This window comes from Jiangella sp. DSM 45060 (assembly GCF_900105175.1).
GTDB lineage: Bacteria > Actinomycetota > Actinomycetes > Jiangellales > Jiangellaceae > Jiangella.
In genome coordinates, this window is the sequence record NZ_LT629771.1 from 3,545,982 (window position 1) to 3,562,161 (window position 16,180).

Annotated in this window: 15 protein-coding genes; 8 read left to right on the top strand and 7 right to left on the bottom strand. The window is 72.9% G+C overall.

Features of this window, described 5'->3' with window-relative positions; translation table 11 throughout:
• The first annotated feature begins 128 nt into the window (after positions 1-128).
• The 7 genes from BLU82_RS15895 to BLU82_RS15925 all read left to right on the top strand — a co-directional run bounded on the left by BLU82_RS15895 (position 129) and on the right by BLU82_RS15925 (position 6,020).
• On the top strand, positions 129-1,124 hold the full coding sequence (locus BLU82_RS15895) for a tripartite tricarboxylate transporter substrate binding protein (RefSeq protein ID WP_092622156.1): 996 nt from the start codon (positions 129-131) through the stop codon (positions 1,122-1,124).
• A gap of 2 nt (positions 1,125-1,126) precedes the next feature.
• On the top strand, positions 1,127-1,723 hold the full coding sequence (locus BLU82_RS15900; RefSeq protein ID WP_092625897.1) for a tripartite tricarboxylate transporter TctB family protein: 597 nt from the start codon (positions 1,127-1,129) through the stop codon (positions 1,721-1,723).
• Positions 1,716-3,242 carry a tripartite tricarboxylate transporter permease gene (locus BLU82_RS15905; RefSeq protein ID WP_092622157.1) on the top strand — a complete coding sequence of 509 codons (1,527 nt, stop codon included), beginning with the start codon at positions 1,716-1,718 and terminating at the stop codon, positions 3,240-3,242. Before BLU82_RS15900 ends, BLU82_RS15905 begins: the two co-directional genes overlap by 8 nt.
• A 91-nt stretch (positions 3,243-3,333) precedes the next feature.
• Positions 3,334-3,939 carry a dihydrofolate reductase family protein gene (locus BLU82_RS15910; RefSeq protein ID WP_092622158.1) on the top strand — a complete coding sequence of 202 codons (606 nt, stop codon included), beginning with the start codon at positions 3,334-3,336 and terminating at the stop codon, positions 3,937-3,939.
• 82 nt (positions 3,940-4,021) lie between these two features.
• Positions 4,022-4,492: a VOC family protein gene (locus BLU82_RS15915; protein ID WP_092622159.1), complete on the top strand. Its 471-nt coding sequence runs from the start codon at positions 4,022-4,024 to the stop codon at positions 4,490-4,492.
• Positions 4,489-4,830 carry a YciI family protein gene (locus BLU82_RS15920; protein ID WP_092622160.1) on the top strand — a complete coding sequence of 114 codons (342 nt, stop codon included), beginning with the start codon at positions 4,489-4,491 and terminating at the stop codon, positions 4,828-4,830. Before BLU82_RS15915 ends, BLU82_RS15920 begins: the two co-directional genes overlap by 4 nt.
• Positions 4,827-6,020 (top strand): RNA polymerase sigma factor, encoded by a 1,194-nt coding sequence (locus tag BLU82_RS15925; RefSeq protein ID WP_092622161.1) that lies wholly within the window; start codon positions 4,827-4,829, stop codon positions 6,018-6,020. The genes BLU82_RS15920 and BLU82_RS15925 overlap by 4 nt, the downstream gene beginning before the upstream one ends.
• Positions 6,021-6,507: 487 nt before the next feature.
• Here BLU82_RS15925 and BLU82_RS15930 read toward each other — a convergent pair whose 3' ends face one another.
• Positions 6,508-7,314, bottom strand: coding sequence for an alpha/beta fold hydrolase (locus BLU82_RS15930; RefSeq protein ID WP_092622162.1), 807 nt, complete (start codon positions 7,312-7,314; stop codon positions 6,508-6,510).
• A 70-nt stretch (positions 7,315-7,384) separates the two neighbouring features.
• Here BLU82_RS15930 and BLU82_RS15935 point away from each other — a divergent pair, with 70 nt between their 5' ends.
• Positions 7,385-8,023, top strand: a complete 639-nt coding sequence (locus BLU82_RS15935; protein WP_092622163.1) for a helix-turn-helix domain-containing protein — start codon at positions 7,385-7,387, stop codon at positions 8,021-8,023.
• Here BLU82_RS15935 and BLU82_RS15940 read toward each other — a convergent pair.
• The 6 genes from BLU82_RS15940 to BLU82_RS15965 are packed head-to-tail and all read right to left on the bottom strand — an operon-like array spanning position 8,020 to position 16,167.
• Positions 8,020-9,342: a glycoside hydrolase family 36 protein gene (locus BLU82_RS15940; protein WP_092622164.1), complete on the bottom strand. Its 1,323-nt coding sequence runs from the start codon at positions 9,340-9,342 to the stop codon at positions 8,020-8,022. The two genes, BLU82_RS15935 and BLU82_RS15940, sit on opposite strands and share 4 nt — an antisense overlap.
• Positions 9,343-9,368: 26 nt before the next feature.
• On the bottom strand, positions 9,369-10,196 hold the full coding sequence (locus BLU82_RS15945) for a carbohydrate ABC transporter permease (RefSeq protein WP_092622165.1): 828 nt from the start codon (positions 10,194-10,196) through the stop codon (positions 9,369-9,371).
• Complete coding sequence (locus tag BLU82_RS15950; RefSeq protein WP_092625899.1) at positions 10,189-11,124, bottom strand: carbohydrate ABC transporter permease; 936 nt, start codon at positions 11,122-11,124, stop codon at positions 10,189-10,191. Before BLU82_RS15950 ends, BLU82_RS15945 begins: the two co-directional genes overlap by 8 nt.
• Positions 11,125-11,134: 10 nt before the next feature.
• Positions 11,135-12,430, bottom strand: coding sequence for a sugar ABC transporter substrate-binding protein (locus BLU82_RS15955; protein WP_092622166.1), 1,296 nt, complete (start codon positions 12,428-12,430; stop codon positions 11,135-11,137).
• Between the two features lie 13 nt (positions 12,431-12,443).
• The gene (locus BLU82_RS15960; protein WP_172885627.1) at positions 12,444-14,942 is read right to left on the bottom strand and encodes a glycoside hydrolase family 97 catalytic domain-containing protein; all 2,499 of its coding nucleotides are present in this window, start codon (positions 14,940-14,942) and stop codon (positions 12,444-12,446) included.
• Entirely contained in the window at positions 14,935-16,167 is a 1,233-nt protein-coding gene (locus tag BLU82_RS15965) for an ROK family transcriptional regulator (protein ID WP_197682981.1), read from the bottom strand. Before BLU82_RS15965 ends, BLU82_RS15960 begins: the two co-directional genes overlap by 8 nt.
• Positions 16,168-16,180 lie beyond the last annotated feature (13 nt).

Here is a 16,180-nt window from a genome sequence, read left to right on the forward strand (position 1 = left end):
GCACCGAAACACGACCGAAATGATCAATACGACCAGTACGACCGGAGAGTTCCGGCAGCTGCGCCCCGCTCCTAGCCTCCAACGTCACCACGCCCCTGTGGCGTGGACCACAGACACCAGGAGGAGTCATGCGAGGTCCCATCCGGGTCGCGATCGGCGCGGTGGCGCTGGCGACGGTGCTGGCCGCCTGCGGCGGCAGCGACTCGACGACGGACTCCGGTTCCGGCGTCGAGGACCTGTCCATCATGGTGCCGGCCGACCCGGGCGGCGGCTGGGACCAGACCGGCCGCGCGTTCCAGAAGGCCCTCGACGAGACCGGCCTGGCCGGCGGCGCCGAGGTGACGAACGTGGGCGGCGCCGGCGGCACCGTCGGGCTGGCCCAGCTGGCCAACCAGCGCGGCGGCGGCACGACGTTGATGGTGACGGGCCTCGTCATGGTCGGCGCGGTCGAGACGAACCAGTCGCAGGCCCGGCTCGAGGACACCACCCCGATCGCCCGGCTGACGTCTGAGGACCTCATCGTCGTCGTCCCGGCGGAGTCGCCGTACCAGACCGTGAACGACCTGGTCGACGACATCGTCGCCACCGGCAAGGACGTCGCCGTCACCGGCGGGTCGGCCGGCGGCGCCGACCACATCCTCGCGGGCCTGCTGCTCAAGGACGCCGGGGTGCCAGCTGAGGAACTGATCGACACGCTCAACTACATCGCCTACTCCGGCGGCGGCGAGTCGCTGGCGGCGCTGCTCGGCGGCCAGGTCGACGCCGGCATCTCCGGCGTCGGCGAGTACTCCGAGCAGGTCGCGGCCGGTGAGCTGCGCGCGCTCGCGGTCTCCGGCCCGGAGCGGGTCGAGGGCATCGACGCGCCGACGCTGACCGAGGCCGGCTACGACGTCGAGCTGACGAACTGGCGCGGGCTGGTCGCGTCCGGCGACATCTCCGACGATGACCGCGCGGCGCTGGTCGACCTCGTCACCGACCTGCACGGCTCCGAGGAGTGGAAGGCCGAGCTGGAGCGGGCCGGGTGGGGCGACACGTTCCTCGCCGGCGACGAGTTCGACGCGTTCCTGGACGAGGAGATCAGCTCCGTGCAGGACGTGCTGCGCGACATCGGGCTGGTGCAGTGACGGTGCCCGCCACCGACGGACCGGCGCCGGCCGCGAGCGGCACCGGTCTCCCCGGCCCGCCGGACTCCGGCGGGCGGCTCGGCGGGCCGGGGCCCGGGCGTTCGCTCCTCAGCCGGGCCGAGGAGTACGTCATCGGCGCGCTCATCGCGGGTCTCGGCGTGTTCGTGCTGGCCGACACCGCGACCATCGCGGTGCCCGGGTCGTCGAACGCGATGGGGCCGCGGACCTTCCCGTACGTCGTCGGCGCCGTGCTCGTCGGCGCCGGCATCGCGGTGCTGGTGGCGACGGCGCGCGGCCGCGTCGGCGCGGCCGAGGACGGCGAGGACGTCGACCCGAACGCCGGGACCGACTGGCGCACCGTCGTGCAGCTGGTCGCGGCGTTTCTCGTGCACGCCTGGCTGATCGAACGGGCCGGCTGGCCGCTGGCGATCGCCGTCCTGTTCGCCGGCGCCGCGTGGACGCTGGGCGCGCGGCCGTGGTGGCGCCCGGTCGTCGCCGGCATCGTGCTCGCGCTGGTGCTGCAGGTGGTGTTCGGGACCGGGCTCGGGCTGTCGCTGCCCGCCGGCCTGCTGGAAGGGGTGCCGCTCATCGATGGCTGACGCGACCGCGGTGCTGGACGGCTTCGCCAACGCCCTCCAGCCCATGTACCTGCTGTACGCGCTGCTCGGCGTGTTCGTCGGGACGGCCGTCGGCGTGCTGCCCGGCATCGGCCCGGCGATGGCCGTCGCGCTGCTGCTGCCGCTGACCTACGAGCTGGACGTCACCGCCGCGATGATCGTGTTCGCCGGCATCTACTACGGCGGCATGTACGGCGGCTCGACGACGTCGATCCTGCTCAACACGCCCGGCGAGTCCGCGTCGATCGTCACCGCAGTCGAGGGCAACAGGATGGCACGCGCCGGGCGCGGGGCCGCGGCGCTGGCGACCGCGGCGCTGGGGTCGTTCGTCGCCGGGACCATCGGCACGCTGGCGCTGACGCTGCTGGCGCCGGTGATCGCCGACTGGGCCGTGCAGCTCGGCCCGGCCGACTACGTCGCGCTGATGGTCGTCGCGTTCGTGACGGTGGGCGCGCTGCTCGGGTCGTCGGTGGCGCGCGGGCTGGCGTCGCTGGCGCTGGGCCTGTTCGTCGGGCTGATCGGCACCGACACCCTCACCGGGCAGCAACGCTTCACCTTCGGCGTCCCGCTGCTCGCCGACGGCGTCGACGTCGTGGTCGTGGCGGTGGGCGTGTTCGCCGTCGGCGAGGCGCTGTACGTCGCGTCGCGGCTGCGGCACGGGCCGGTCGAGGTGATCCCGGTGCCGCGCGGCTGGCGCTCGTGGATGTCGCGCTCGGACTGGTCGCGGTCGTGGCGGCCGTGGCTGCGCGGCACCGCCATCGGCTTCCCCGTCGGGACCATCCCGGCCGGCGGCGCCGACGTCTCCACCTTCCTCTCCTACGCGACGGAGAAGAAGCTGGCCAAGGGTCGTCACAAGGACGAATTCGGCCACGGCGCCATCGAGGGCGTCGCCGGTCCCGAGGCGGCCAACAACGCCGCGGCCGCCGGCGTGCTGGTGCCGCTGCTGACCCTCGGCCTGCCGACGACGGCGACCGCCGCCGTGATGATCGCGGCGTTCCAGACCTACGGCATCCAGCCCGGGCCGCTGCTGTTCGAGAACCAGCCGGTGCTGGTGTGGACGCTGGTGGCGAGCCTCTACATCGGCAACCTCATGCTGCTGGTGTTCAACCTGCCGCTGGTCGGGCTGTGGGTGAAGGTGCTGCAGATCCCCCGTCACTACCTGTACGCGGGCATCCTCACCTTCGCCGCGCTGGGCAGCTACGCGCTCAACTTCTCCCCTGTCGACCTGCTGTTGCTGCTGGGCATCGGGCTGGCCGGGTTCTTCATGCGCCGGCACGGCTACCCCGCCGCGCCCCTCGTCGTCGGCATGATCCTCGGCCCGATGGCGGAGGAGCAGGTGCGCCGGACGCTGGCGATCAGCCAGGGCGACCTGACGGCGCTCGTGACCAGCCCGTTCGCGGCCGTGGCGTACGGCCTGCTGCTGGTGCTGCTCGGCCTGGCGCTGTGGGCGCGGCAACGCGAGCGGCGGCTGAACGAGAAGGAACCGGCGGTGATGTCGTGACGGCGTCGGGTACTGACGTGGCGGGGCGCGACCGATGAGTTCGTGGCTCCCGGCCGGTCAGAGCTCGTGACGTCCTAGGAAAGGAACCGCCATGCCGGAACTTCTCGTCGACTTCATCACCTCCCTCGACGGCCACGCGTCGGCCGATGGATGGCCCGGATTCTGGGGCCTCGAGGGCCCGGAGTACCTCGCGTGGCTCGGCGAGCAGCCCGAGGTCACCTACCTGATGGGAGCGAACACCTACCGCCTGATGTCGGGCTTCTCCGCCGGCGAGGTCCCGAGCGGCCAGGACGAGTTCAGGCCCGAGGAAGAGGCGTCCGTCGACGAGCTCACGCGAGCGTCCAAGGTGGTGTTCTCCTCCTCGCTCGAGGAGCCACTGACGTGGGCCAACTGCACGCTGGTCCGCGACGACGCCGTCGAGGCGGTCCGCGCCATGAAGTCGAGTGGCTCGGGACTCCTCAGCACGATCGGCAGCCTCAGCCTGTGCCGGTCCCTGCTACGAGCCGGACTCGTCGACCGCTTCCGGGTCGGGATCTTCCCGGTGATCACCGGGGCCACGGGCGCCGAACGCATCTACGACGGCTACCCGGACGTCGCCCTCGAGATGACCGAGCACCGCACCTTCGACGGCCGCATCCAGCTGGTCGAGTACAAGCCCCGCGTGCTCGAGCACCCGCCGCTCGGCGCCCCCGCGTGACGTCGTCGTCCGCCGTGTTGTCGTAACGGCCTGCTCGCCGTTCGTCTCCTGGGTAGAAAGGATCGAGGACCCAGGAGGACAGATGAGCGTGACACCGATCCCTGACACCTACCGCAGGGTCACCCCGTGCCTCGTCGTGCGCGGGGCGGCGCGGGCGCTGGAGTTCTACGCCGACGTGTTCGGCGCGACCGAGCGCCTGCGCTTCCCCGGGCCCGGCGGCAGCGTCGCCCACGCCGAGATCGTCATCGGCGACTCCGTGCTGATCGTCGAGGACGCGTCGCCGATGATGGGCACCGAGCCGCCGCCGGAGGGCGGGCTGCCCGGCTCGCCGGCGTTCCTCTTCGTCTACGTCGAGGACGTCGACGCGGTCGTGGCGCGGGCGGTCGAGAAGGGCGCGACCCTGAAGCGAGCGCCGGAGAACCAGTTCTACGGCGACCGCGACGGCTATGTCGTCGACCCGTTCGGGCACGGCTGGACCATCGCGACGCACGTCGAGGACGTCGCCCCGGACGAGCTGGCCCACCGGCTGGCCGCGATGCAGGGAGCCGGATGAAGTACGTGCTGTTGTTCGTCGACACCGAGCAGTTCCACGCCGACCTCCAGGCGCTGACGCCCGACGACCGCGCCCGCGCGTTCGCCAAGGTGGACGAGTGGATGGCCGAGCACCGTGACGTCATCCGCGGCGGCAACAAGCTGCAGGACCCGGACACCGCCACCACCGTCCGCCTCGACGGGCCGGCGCCGATCGTCACCGACGGCCCGTTCGTCGAGGGCAAGGAGGTGGTCAGCGGCTACCTCGAGATCGAGGTCGCCGACCTCGACGAGGCGCTGCGCATGGTGCGGACGTGGCCGGGCTGCCCGGTGGTCGAGATCCGGCCGCTGGAGTCGTGACCGACGACGCCCACGACGAGCTGGCCCGGGTGGTGCGCGAGCACGCGGGCCGGCTCGCGGCCGCCCTGGTGCGGCTGATCGGCGACTTCTCCACCGCCGAGGACCTCGTCCAGGACGCCGTCGTCGCGGCGCTGGAGCGCTGGCCGGTCGACGGCATCCCGGACCGGCCGGACGCCTGGCTGTTCACCGTCGCCCGGCGGCGCGGCCTGGACGTGCTGCGGCGCGAGACCCGGTACCGGGAGAAGCTGGCGCGCGTCCAGTGGCCGGTCCCGCCGGAACCGGACGAACGGCTGCGGCTGATCTTCACCTGCTGCCACCCGGCGCTGCCGCGGTCCGCGCAGGTCGCGCTGACGCTGCGGGTGGTGTGCGGGCTGACGACGGCGCAGGTCGCCCGCGCCTTCCTCGTCCCGGAGACGACGGTGGCGCAGCGCATCACCCGGGCGAAGCGGAAGATCGCCGACGCCGGCATCCCGTACCGGCTGCCGACCGCCGCAGATCTGGGTGATCGGATCGGAGGAGTGCTTGCCGTCGTCTACCTGATGCTGAACGAGGGCTACCTGTCCTCCGGCGGCGAGGTGGCGTCGCAGCGGCTGGTCGACGACGCGGCGTGGCTGGCGGCGCTGCTGCACGAGCTGCTGCCGGACGAGCCGGAGGTGGCCGGGCTGCTGGCGCTGATCCGGCTGCACCGGGCCCGCTCCGGCGGCCGCTTCGGCGCCGACGGCGGCCTCGTGCTGCTGGCCGACCAGGACCGGTCCCGCTGGGACCACGCGGCCATCGCGGACGCCGTCGCGCTGCTGGTGCGGACGGCGCGTCGTGGCCGGCCCGGGCCGTACCAGCTGCAGGCCGCGATCGTCGCCTGTCATGCCGAGGCGGCGCGCTGGGAGGACACCGACTGGGAGCAGATCGTGCTGCTCTACGACCTGCTGCTGACCCTCGCGCCGTCGCCGGTGACGCGGCTGCACCGGGCGGTCGCGCTGCGCTACGTGGCCGGGCCGGCCGCCGCCCTGAGTGAGGTGGACGAGCTGGGCGACCGGTTGGACGGCTACCACCTGCTGCACGCGACCCGGGCCGGGCTGCTGCGCGACCTCGGCCGTCCGGACGAGGCGCGGGCGGCGGACGCGCGGGCGTTGGAGCTGACCAGCAACCCGGCCGAGCAGGCGATCCTGCACGAGCGGCTGCGCTGGAGCTGAGCCTCCGACGTCGCAACGCACGGAGGGGCCGGTTCTCACCGACCCCTTCGTTCCCTGCGGTTCGCCTCGCTACCTCAGCAGCGTGACGAACTGGTGCAGGGCGATACCCAGAACCGAGAGCGTTCCGATGATCTCGATGAGCAACTTCCGCAGATCGCCGGAGATCTCCCCAGCACCTCGGTGTGCTCACGCAGCTTTCGTAGCCTGCTCAGCATCGATCGCTCTCGCCTGCCGTCAACGGCTACCATGGGCGGTAGCTGGAGGAGGTGCGCTAACACCGGCGATCCCAGCCGTGGCCCCGGCGCGTGCTGCTGTGACTCCGCGCCGGGGCTTCTTGGTGCCTACTCCGTCAGGTAGCCGACGGCGTAGGCGGCGAGCCAGTGCTCGACCAGGTGCGGCTGCCCGTCGGACGGGTCGGAGACGGTGACCGGCGCGAAAGGTTGAGCCGTGACCGTGGCCGCCGGCGTCGGCGTCGGCGGGCGCCGGCTCAGGCGGTGTAGAAGGCGGCCAGCTCCGGCGCCAGCAGCGCGGGGTCGGCGACATGACCGGCGACCTCGACGGTGAGCCGTCGGGCGTCCGGCAGACTCGCGGCCGCGGCGTCGGCCGCCGCGCCGAAGAAGTCGACCGGCAGCCCGGCCGAGTGCGGGTCGGCCGTCACGCCGGTGGACAGCAGCACGGGTTGCGTCACGGCCGCCAGCCGGTCCGCGGGCGGCTGGCCGTCGCCGAGGCAGGCGGCGTCGTAGCGCAGTGTCGGCGCCAGTTCGCGCAGCGCCGGCCAGACCGGCGCCGCCTCCGCCGCCGCGATCTGCTCGTCCGGCGACCCGGCCAGCCGCATGAACAGCCGCAGCGCCTCGTCGCGGCCGCCGCGGTCCAGTGCGGCGCCGAGCTCGGCGACGTACGCGCGCCAGGCCGCGACCATCGGCTCGACGACCAGGTACGGGACCTCGTGGACGGCGACGCGGTCCACCGGCAGCCCGGCGGCCGCCGCCTCCAGCGCCAGCGCCCCGCCCGACGACGCGCCGAACAGGTGCGCCCGCCCGCCGGCCGCCTCGATCACCGCGGCGAGGTCCTCGACCTCCCGCTCGACGGCGTACGGCGCGGTGTCGCCGCTGTCGCCCCGGCCGCGGCGCCGGTAGTTGACGACGGCGAACCCGGCGGCGGCGAGGTGCTCGCCCAGCGGCGCGTTCTCGCTGCCGTCGTCCAGCCCGCCGCCGACGAGCACCACCGCCGGCCCGTCGTCGCTGATCAGGTCGTAACCGATGGCGGTGCCGTCGGCCGAGGTCACGTGCGGCATGGGTCCTCCCGGTGAGTGTCTACTCCTAATCTAGGAGTAACTGCTTGCTCTTGGGAAGTACGATGACGGGATGCGCAGCTACCTGGACCTGTGCGGCATCGCCCGCGCCCTCGACGTCGTCGGCGAGCGGTGGTCGCTACTGGTGGTGCGCGAGCTGCTGTACGGCCCGAAGCGCTTCGCCGACCTGCACCGCGGCCTGCCCGGCCTGAGCCAGAACGTGCTGACGCAGCGGCTGCGCGACCTCGAGGAGTCCGGCGTGCTGACGCGGCGCCGCGCACTACCGCCCGTGCCCGGCCGCGTCTACGAGCTGACCGAGCGCGGCCGCGCCCTCGAACCCGTCCTGCTGGCGCTCGGCCGCTGGGGCAGTCCGCTGCCGCCCGGCCCGGAGTCGGCGACGCAGCTCAGCCCGGACGCGCTGGTGGTCGCCCTGCGCACCACCTATACCGGGACGGCGCCGCGGGGCACGGTCCAGCTGCGGCTCCCCGACGACGCCTTCGTCCTGACCGTCGACGACGGCGGCGGGCTGGGCGCCACCCGAGGCGAGGCCGCGACCCCCGATGCCGCGCTCACCTGCTCCGTCCGCACCGTCCAGGACCTCGTCTTCGACGCTCGCCCCCTCGACGCCGCCCTCGCCTCGGGAGAAGCGGCGGCCGGCGGCGACACCGTCCTGCTCCGCCGCTTCCTCGCGTCGTTCAGCGACGGCCGCTAACGACTGAGCAGCCGCCGGGTGGTCTCGAGGCCCCAGTCGTCCAGGCCGGACAGCCGGTCGCTGCTGACCACCGCGCCGCCCACCGACTCGACGTGCGCGGCCCAGGCCTCGCGGTTCTCGACCTTGGGGCCGACGATGAGGCAGTCGGGGTCGTTGGCGAAGAACACGCCGTTCATGAACTGCCGCCCGCGCGCGCTGAGCAGCGCCGCCTCCTGGCTGGGCGAGCACATGTCGCCGTCGTCGGGGGCGAAGGTGTGGCCGGTGTCGGCGCTGACGCGGATGGAGTCGACCAGGCCGACGGACGGGAGGACGGGCGCCCCGCAGCCCAGGATGTGAGCGGACGGCCCGACGGCCGAGCGAATGAGGCGCAGTCCGTCGCGGTACGCCGTCACCGGATCGGCCCCGGAGAAGCGCTCGCCCGGAATCGCCCCCGCCGCGATGAAGTCGATCTTGAAGTAGTCGATCCCCCACGACGCGAACGTCGAGAACACCGTGTGCATCCACTCGGCCGCGCCGGGGTGAGACAGGTCGAGCGAGTACAGGTCCTGGTTCCAGTTGTTCCCGGCGTGCAGCGCGCCGCCGTGCGGGTGCCGCAGCAGCCAGTCGGGGTGCTCGGCGGCCAGCCGGGACCGCGCGCCGGCGAAGAACGGGGCCAGCCAGATGCCGGCCCGGCGACCCTGGCCGCGGATCGTCTCGACCAGGCCGCGCAGGTCGGTGAAGGTGTCGGACGGGGTGAGCCAGTCGCCGATCTCGGCGGAGTAGCCGTCGTCGATCTGGACGACGTCGACGGGGAGATCGAGGCTCTCCATCGCGAAGAGGTTCTCGACGACGTCCTCGCGGCGCACGCCGCCCCAGTACTCGTACCAGGAGCACCAGGCGGTCGGCGCGGGACGGGCGGCCGGCAGCCCCGCGGCCGCGACGGCCGACACGGCCCACGACCGCAGCGCCGCCTGCACGTCCGACCCGGCCACGACACGAACGGCCACCGGCCCGTCCGCACCCACGACGACCGAGGACCCCGCCGCGACGGCCTGCAGCCGCACCCCCGTCGTGAACGGGTCCTCGGCCGCCACGACGTGCACGGAACCGGCGCCGTCGGCGACCGCCAGCACACCCTCGCCGAAGTACCCCTCCGGACCCGGGTGCGACGACTGCCGGTAGTTGAGCATCCGGTTCCGCTCCGACGTGGGCCGGTGCGGACGCGCGCCCAGTGCGTACGTGGTGGTCGGGCTGAACGACTGCCAGCCGTGCTCGAAGACCTCGGCGCCGTCGGAGACGGCAACCTCGTGGACGACGTCGAAACCGGTCGAGAGAGACATGAAGAGAACCTCGGGAGAAGGGGCCGTCAGGCCTTGAGTCCGGACATCGCGATGCCGCGGATGAACTGTTTCTGCAGCAGGACGAAGACCAGCACCATCGGCAGAATCGTCAGCAGCGAGCCCGCCATCAGGACGGGGTAGTCGGTGCCCTGGGCGCCCTGCAGCGTGGCCAGCCCGACCGGCAGCGTCATCCGGTCCGGGACGGTGTTGACGATCAGCGGCCACAGCAGGTCGTTCCAGGAGAACAGGGACGTGAGAATGGTCAGCGCGGCCAGCGCCGGCCGGCACAGCGGCAGGATGATCCGCAGGTAGATCTGGAACGGGTTGGCGCCGTCCATGCGCGCCGCCTCGTCCAGCTCCGGCGGCAGCGTCCGCATGAACTGGTAGAGCACGAACACGCCGAACGCGCTGAACATGCCGGGCAGCGCCAGCGCCTGGACGGAGTTCAGCCAGCCCATCGTCCGGATCACCTCGTACTGCGGGATCACGAACAGCTGCGGCGGCACCATCAGCACGACGAGGAAGCCGGCCAGCAGCGGACCGCGGAAGCGGAAGCGCAGCCGAGCGAACACGTACGCCGCGAGCGACGCCACCAGCAGCTGCCCGGCCACCCGCAGCACCAGGGCCAGCACGCTGTTCACCGCCATCGACCCGACCGGGACGACGTCGAAGAACTCTGAGTAGTTCGACCACTGCGGCGACGCCGGCAGCACCGTCAGCGGGATCCGGGTCGACTCCCCCAGCGTCTTCAGCGACGTGAGGAACTGCCAGAGGAACGGCGACACCATGAGCAGCGCGCCGGCCATCAGCACGACGTGCGTCACCAGGTGACGAGAGCGCACACGCTCACGCATAGGTCACCCACCGGCGTTGCAGGCGGAACTGGACGGCCGTCACCGCGAGCGTCACGACCAGCGTGACCAGCGCGATCACCGCGCCGAGCGGGCGGTCGTTGCGCACGAACGCCTCCTCGTAGAACAGGTACACGATCGTCTTGGAGTCGGCCAGCGCCGGGTTCGTCCGGCCGAGCATGATGAACAGCAGGTCGAACATCTGCAGCGACCCGATCACCGAGAGCACCGACACCAGGAAGATCGACGGCGTCAGCAGCGGCACGGTGACGGAGAAGAACCGCCTGATCGGGCCGGCGCCGTCCAGCATCGCCGCCTCCTCCAGGGTCTGCGGGACCGACTCCAGCCCGGCCGCCAGGATGATGAGGTTGGTGCCGAGCGCCATCCAGATCCCGACGACGGCGACGGCGTACAGCGCGGTGTCGGGGTCGGCCACCCACGCGCGGGTCGGCCCGCCGACGGCGTCGAGCACCTCGTTGAGCAGCCCGAAGTCGCCGTTGTAGATGTAGCGCCAGACCATCGCGACGGCCACCGGCATGGTCACGACCGGGACGAAGTACAGCGTCCGGTAGAACGACCGGCCGCGCAGCCCGCGCTGGTGCAGCAGGGCGGCGATCACCATCGCGAGCGGCACGCCCAGCAGCACGATCGCCGCGTAGACCAGCGTGTTGAGCAGCGCCCGCCACACGTCGTCGCCGTTCTCGAACAGCCGCTGCCAGTTCTGCGGGCCGGTGAGGGTGTAGCCGGTGAACGCGGTCCCCTCGGAGAAGCTGAGCAGGACGGTGCGCAGCAGCGGCCACAGGTAGAAGACCACCAGCCCGCCGAACGGCACCGCGAGCAGGATCGCCGCCCACGCGTTGTCCGGGTGCCGGTTCGGGCGGCGGCGGGGACCGGTGGCGCCGGGTGGCGCCGCCGGGCCCTTCGTCCGCATGAGGGTCATCTCAGCCCTGGTTCTCCTGCGCCAGCGCCTCGTTCATCGCGCCGGCCAGGCCGGCCGCGGCGTCCTCGACGCTCTGCTCGCCGGTCCACGCCGGGGTGAGGAACTCGCCCTCGCGGCTGGCCCACGCGTCGGTGTTGCGCGAGACCGGCAGGACGACGCCGTTGTCGGCCTGGTCGAGGAACGCCTGCAGGTTGAACTGCGGGAACGCGTCGATGAAGGCCTGCTCGGTGCCCTCGTAGGAGCCGATGACGGTGCCGGTCTCGCTGGAGATCCGCGAGGCCTCCTCACCGCTGAGGAAGACGGCCAGCCGGGCGGCCTCCTCGGGGTGCTCGGTCGAGGCGAGGGCGACGTTGCCGATGCCGTTGATGATGGTCGCCTCCTGGGCGCCGCCGGGCAACTCGGTGACGTCGAAGTTCTGCGACGAGTACTCGTCGTTCGCGAACCGGATGGCGTAGAACGAGCCGGTGGTCAGCATGGCCAGCCGGCCGGACATGAACTGAGCGACCGACTCGGTGTCGGCGAACGACTCCAGCGTGGGCGACACGTGGTGCACGTTGATCAGGTCGGTCCAGAACTTGATGCCCTCGATCGCCTCGGGGCTGTCGTACCCCGACCTGGTGCCGTCCTCGGAGATCACCTCGCCGCCGGCCTGGTAGATCGTGTTGTAGTACGTGGCCTGCGGGTCCATCGGCGCGCCGATGCCGTACACGCTGCCGTCGGGCTTGGTCAGTGCCTGCGCGTTGGCGATGACGTCGTCCCAGGTCCAGTCGGGCGTCGGGTAGGCCACGCCGGCCTCGTCGAACAGCGCCTTGTTGTACCAGAGCCCGATGGTGTCGAAGTCCTTGGGCAGCGCGTACGTGGTGCCGTCGTCGACGAACAGGTCGACCAGCTGCTCCGGGTACTTCTCGATGTCCAGGCCGGACTCCGCGAACGCGTCGTCCAGCGGCAGCAGCACGCCGCCGTCGATGTACTGGCCGATCTTCGCGCCGAGCATCCAGGCGACGTCCGGGCCGGTGCCGCCGGCGGTGGACGTCTGCAGCGTGCTCCAGTAGTCGGTCCACGGGATGATCTGGATCTCCACCGTGACGCCCGGATTCTCCTCCTCGAACACGTCGAGGATCTGCCGGATCGCCGGCTCCTGGTCGGGCGAGAACGTCGCGAAGGTGAGGCTGACCTCCTCGCCGTCGCCGCCGTCGCCGCCGGATCCGCCGGCCGAGGCGCCGTTGTCGCCGCACGCGGCCAGCGTCAGGACGGCCGCGGTGGCCGCGAGGGCCAGCATGGTCTTCGTCGACTTCATCGTCGTGTGCCTCTCATGAGTGGGACGTTGCGGGTCGCACGTGCGGGTCGATCCAGTCCACGTGCGCGGGCTCGGCGCCGTCGGGCGACCGGACGACCAGTCGCAGCCGGGTGACGCCGGTCAGATCCACGTCGAGCTCCCGTGCGGGGTCGCCCGCGGTGAGCTCGACGGTGGTGAGGACGCGGCCGTCCCCGACGACGGAGCAGGTGGCCGTCGTGCCGGCGGAGCTCTCGTCGTCGACGCCGACGGACGCGGTGAGCCGCGCCGGTGCGCCGTCGAGCACCCAGGTGACGTCCGACGGGGCGCAGACGCCGAGGCCCTCGGGGTGGTGCGTGCCGGCCACGGACATCGGCCGGCCGTCGGCGGGGTTGCCCTCGCCGTTGGACATGTCCCGCTCGACCGGGCCGCTGCCGTTGGCGGCGGCGACGGGGGTGAGCGCGACGAGTGACGCGGGGTCCGCGCCGAGGGGGCTGACGACGCGCACGTGCGCGAGGGTGGAGCGGCGGGAACCGAGCGGGTCGCCCGCGTGGACGGCCAGGACGGCGACGTGGCCGGGCTCGGTGCCGGCAGGGACGGTGACCGACCAGACGCCGTCGCGGACCCGCCGGGGCGGGTCCCAGCCGGGCGGCACGACGAGGTGCGGCTCGGCGCCGCTGACGACGGCCGCGATCTCGACGGTCTCGCCGGGGACGCCGCGCACGATCGGCTCGGCGACGCTGACGGTGGGCCGCGGCGTCGGCGTGGCCACCGGGCGGGTGTGGCCGGACGGCGCCAGCAGCACCACCGCGCCGCCGTTGGGCCGGAGCGTGACCTCGACGGTGTCGGACGCGGCGACCGTGCGGGTCGCCTGGGTGAGCCGGTCGCCGTCGTCGTCGGTGATGATGGTCGCGACGTTCTCACCGGTGTTCAGGCCGAGAGCGGTGAGGTCGAGGCTCACCTGCTTCGCGTCGGCCAGCGCCGACAGCGCGCCGACGATCCACTCGTCGCCCGATCGGCGGGCCAGCACGACGTACTCCCCCGGCCGCCCGGCCAGCAGCCGGGTCTCGTCCCAGTGCGCCCGGATGCGCTCGATCGCCGCCTCGGCGATGGGCCGCTTCGCGTACTCGTCGACGTCGTCGGCGAAGTTCAGGAGCCCGGACTCCAGCACGACGGCCAGCGCCAGCTCGTGCGCCTCGGTGGTCAGCCGGGCCTGCGCCGAGAACGTCACCGGCGTGTAGTCGGCCGACCCGACGACGTTGCGGGTGAACGGCACGATCGTGTTGTGCTCGGGCGTCAGCGGCTCGCTGTAGAAGACGTAGTACTCCGCGCCGCGCACTGCTTCGTAGCTCATGACGTGCGGATACGTGCGGGCCCAGCCGCGCGGGATGACCGAGCCGTGGAAGTTGATCATCAGGCCGGCGCGGGCGCACTCGGCGATGACCTCGTCGTACCAGCGGTAGCGCTCCTGCGCCTCGGACTCCATGAAGTCGACCTTGACGCCGGCGACGCCCCACGACGCCCACTCGGCGAGCTTGCGCCGCTGCTCCGGGGTGGCGAGGTGGTCCCAGACCACCCAGACGAACACGCCGACGCCGCGCTCGCTGGCCGCCGACACCAGCTCGGGCATCCAGACGCCGTCCCAGCCGCAGTCGACCAGCACGTACTCCCAGCCGCGCTCGGCGGCGTAGTCGAGCATGCGCAGCTGCTTGGACAGCTGGGCGCCGCTGTAGAAGTCCGACCACCACGACCACGCCGCCCGGCCCGGCCGCGCCCAGGGCGGCGGCCCGGCCGGAGCGGCCGGTGCGAGATCGTCGACCAGGTGCGACGCGACGACGGTCGCGAGGTCGCCGAGGATCAGCACCCGCCACGGCGTCGCGACGGCGTCGCCGGACAGCACGACGTCGTTCGCCAACGTGACGGTGAGCGCGCCGCCGCCCGCGTACCGGGCCAGCGAGCCGCCGTACCGGCCGTCCAGGTCCGCCTCGGTGACCAGCACGAACGTGTCGTCGGCCAGCTCGGCGAGGAACGGGAAGCCGTAGTCGCCGGGCTCCAGCGCGTCCAGCGTGCTGCTGAACCGGGTGGTCTCGTACCAGGGCGTGTACGTGAGCGGCCAGGCCGGCGCCGCCGCCGGGAGCCGCAGGGCGACGTCGCCGCCGGTCACCGTCGCGCCGTCGAGGCCGTGCAGCACGAACCGCAGCGCGACGCCGTCCGGCGCGGCCCGCAGTACGACGGTGACCTCGCCGCCGTCCGCGCAGGCGAACCGGACCGACCGCTCGCGGTGGTCGACGGTGTGCCGGCCGACCCGCTTGCCGACGACCAGCTCGTACTCCTCGGCCACGTCGCGGGCGGAGTCGGACACGTACGTGACGCCGGACAGCAGGTCGCGGCCGTCGCCCGTGTGCAGGCGCAGCGGCGCGGGCGGGGTGACCTGCACGCCGCCGGACAGCGCCGTCCAGGTGAGCCGGCCGCGGAACCAGGTGACGGCGACGGTGTGGCGGCCGTGCCGCGCGGACCAGGTGGTGGACTCAGACACGACGGACTCCGGGACGGCGGCGCGTGTCGGCGGCGACACGCTGGCGGGACGGGAACACGAGCTCCTGGATGGCGACCGCGGCGGCGCCGCGGGCCCACTCCTCGAACGGGAGGTCGCGCACGTGGATGGGCACCTGGTGGGCGGCGCCGAACGCCTGCTCGGCGAACGCCTCGCGGATCGCCGTCTCGAACAGGTCGTAGCTGGACACGCCCTCACCGGCGACGATGACGCGTTCCGGGCCGAGCAGGTTGGCCACCGAGGCCAGCGCCAGCCCGATCAGCCGGCCGGCCCGGGCGAAGATCGCGCGGACCCGCTCGTCGCCGGCGCGGGCCAGCTCGACCGCGGTCTCGATGGTGAGGTCGTCGCGGCCAGTCGCGGCGCGGCAGCGCTCCAGCAGCGCCTTCGTCGACGCCTCGGCCTCGACGCAGCCGTGCGCGCCGCAGTGGCACTGGACGGACGGGTCGCCGAGCGGCAGGTGCCCGATCTCGCCGGCGACGCTGTGCGCGCCGCGCACAAGCCCGCCGTCCACGACGAGCGCGCAGCCGATGCCGGTGCCGATGGTGACGACGGCGAAGTTGGTGATGCCGCGGCCGAGACCGAACCACTGCTCGGCGACGGTGAGCGCCTTGACGTCGTTCTCGACGACGACGGGGGCGCCGACGGCCGCGCTCACGGCGGCGCCGAGGTCGACGTCGCGCCAGCCGAGGAACGGCGAGTAGCGGACGTAGCCGGTGTCGTGGTCGATGTCGCCGGACAGGCTCAGCCCGAGGTCGTGCGGCGCGACGACGAACCCCGCGGCCTCGGCCCGCTCGACCAGCTCGCGGTAGAACGCGGCGATCGCCGCCACCGCCGCGTCGACGGTGGTGTCGGCCAGCGGGCGGCGCTCGGACACCCGCGGCGCGCCGGCGAGGTCGCACACCATGCCGATCAGCTCGTCGCGCCGGACGATGATGCCGAACGAACCGGTCTGGCGCGCGTGCACCCGCAGCGGGCTGCTCGGCCGGCCCATCCGGGTCTCGTCGCCGTTGGGCTGCGGCTGGTCCGGCGCGTACTCGAGGTAGCCCTCGTCGATGAGCAGCTTCGCCACCCGGGTGACGGCCGCCGACGACAGCCCCGTCTCGCGGGCGATGTCGACGCGGGCGATGGGACCGGCGGTGAGCGCGGTGAGGAAGACGGCGCCCTCGGCCGGGGTTCCCTCGACCGGGCCGCCTCGCTGGATCGGCACGGGACCGACGCTA

Excerpts from the sequence above, each read along its gene's own strand:
- BLU82_RS15895 (WP_092622156.1), top strand. The coding sequence starts at position 129 with ATGCGAGGTCCCATCCGGGTCGCGATCGGCGCGGTGGCGCTGGCGACG.
- BLU82_RS15950 (WP_092625899.1), bottom strand. The coding sequence starts at position 11,124 with ATGCGGACGAAGGGCCCGGCGGCGCCACCCGGCGCCACCGGTCCCCGC.
- BLU82_RS15945 (WP_092622165.1), bottom strand. The coding sequence starts at position 10,196 with ATGCGTGAGCGTGTGCGCTCTCGTCACCTGGTGACGCACGTCGTGCTG.
- BLU82_RS15915 (WP_092622159.1), top strand. The coding sequence starts at position 4,022 with ATGAGCGTGACACCGATCCCTGACACCTACCGCAGGGTCACCCCGTGC.
- BLU82_RS15930 (WP_092622162.1), bottom strand. The coding sequence starts at position 7,314 with ATGCCGCACGTGACCTCGGCCGACGGCACCGCCATCGGTTACGACCTG.
- BLU82_RS15905 (WP_092622157.1), top strand. The coding sequence starts at position 1,716 with ATGGCTGACGCGACCGCGGTGCTGGACGGCTTCGCCAACGCCCTCCAG.
- BLU82_RS15955 (WP_092622166.1), bottom strand. The coding sequence starts at position 12,430 with ATGAAGTCGACGAAGACCATGCTGGCCCTCGCGGCCACCGCGGCCGTC.
- BLU82_RS15935 (WP_092622163.1), top strand. The coding sequence starts at position 7,385 with ATGCGCAGCTACCTGGACCTGTGCGGCATCGCCCGCGCCCTCGACGTC.
- BLU82_RS15910 (WP_092622158.1), top strand. The coding sequence starts at position 3,334 with ATGCCGGAACTTCTCGTCGACTTCATCACCTCCCTCGACGGCCACGCG.
- BLU82_RS15920 (WP_092622160.1), top strand. The coding sequence starts at position 4,489 with ATGAAGTACGTGCTGTTGTTCGTCGACACCGAGCAGTTCCACGCCGAC.
- BLU82_RS15940 (WP_092622164.1), bottom strand. The coding sequence starts at position 9,342 with ATGTCTCTCTCGACCGGTTTCGACGTCGTCCACGAGGTTGCCGTCTCC.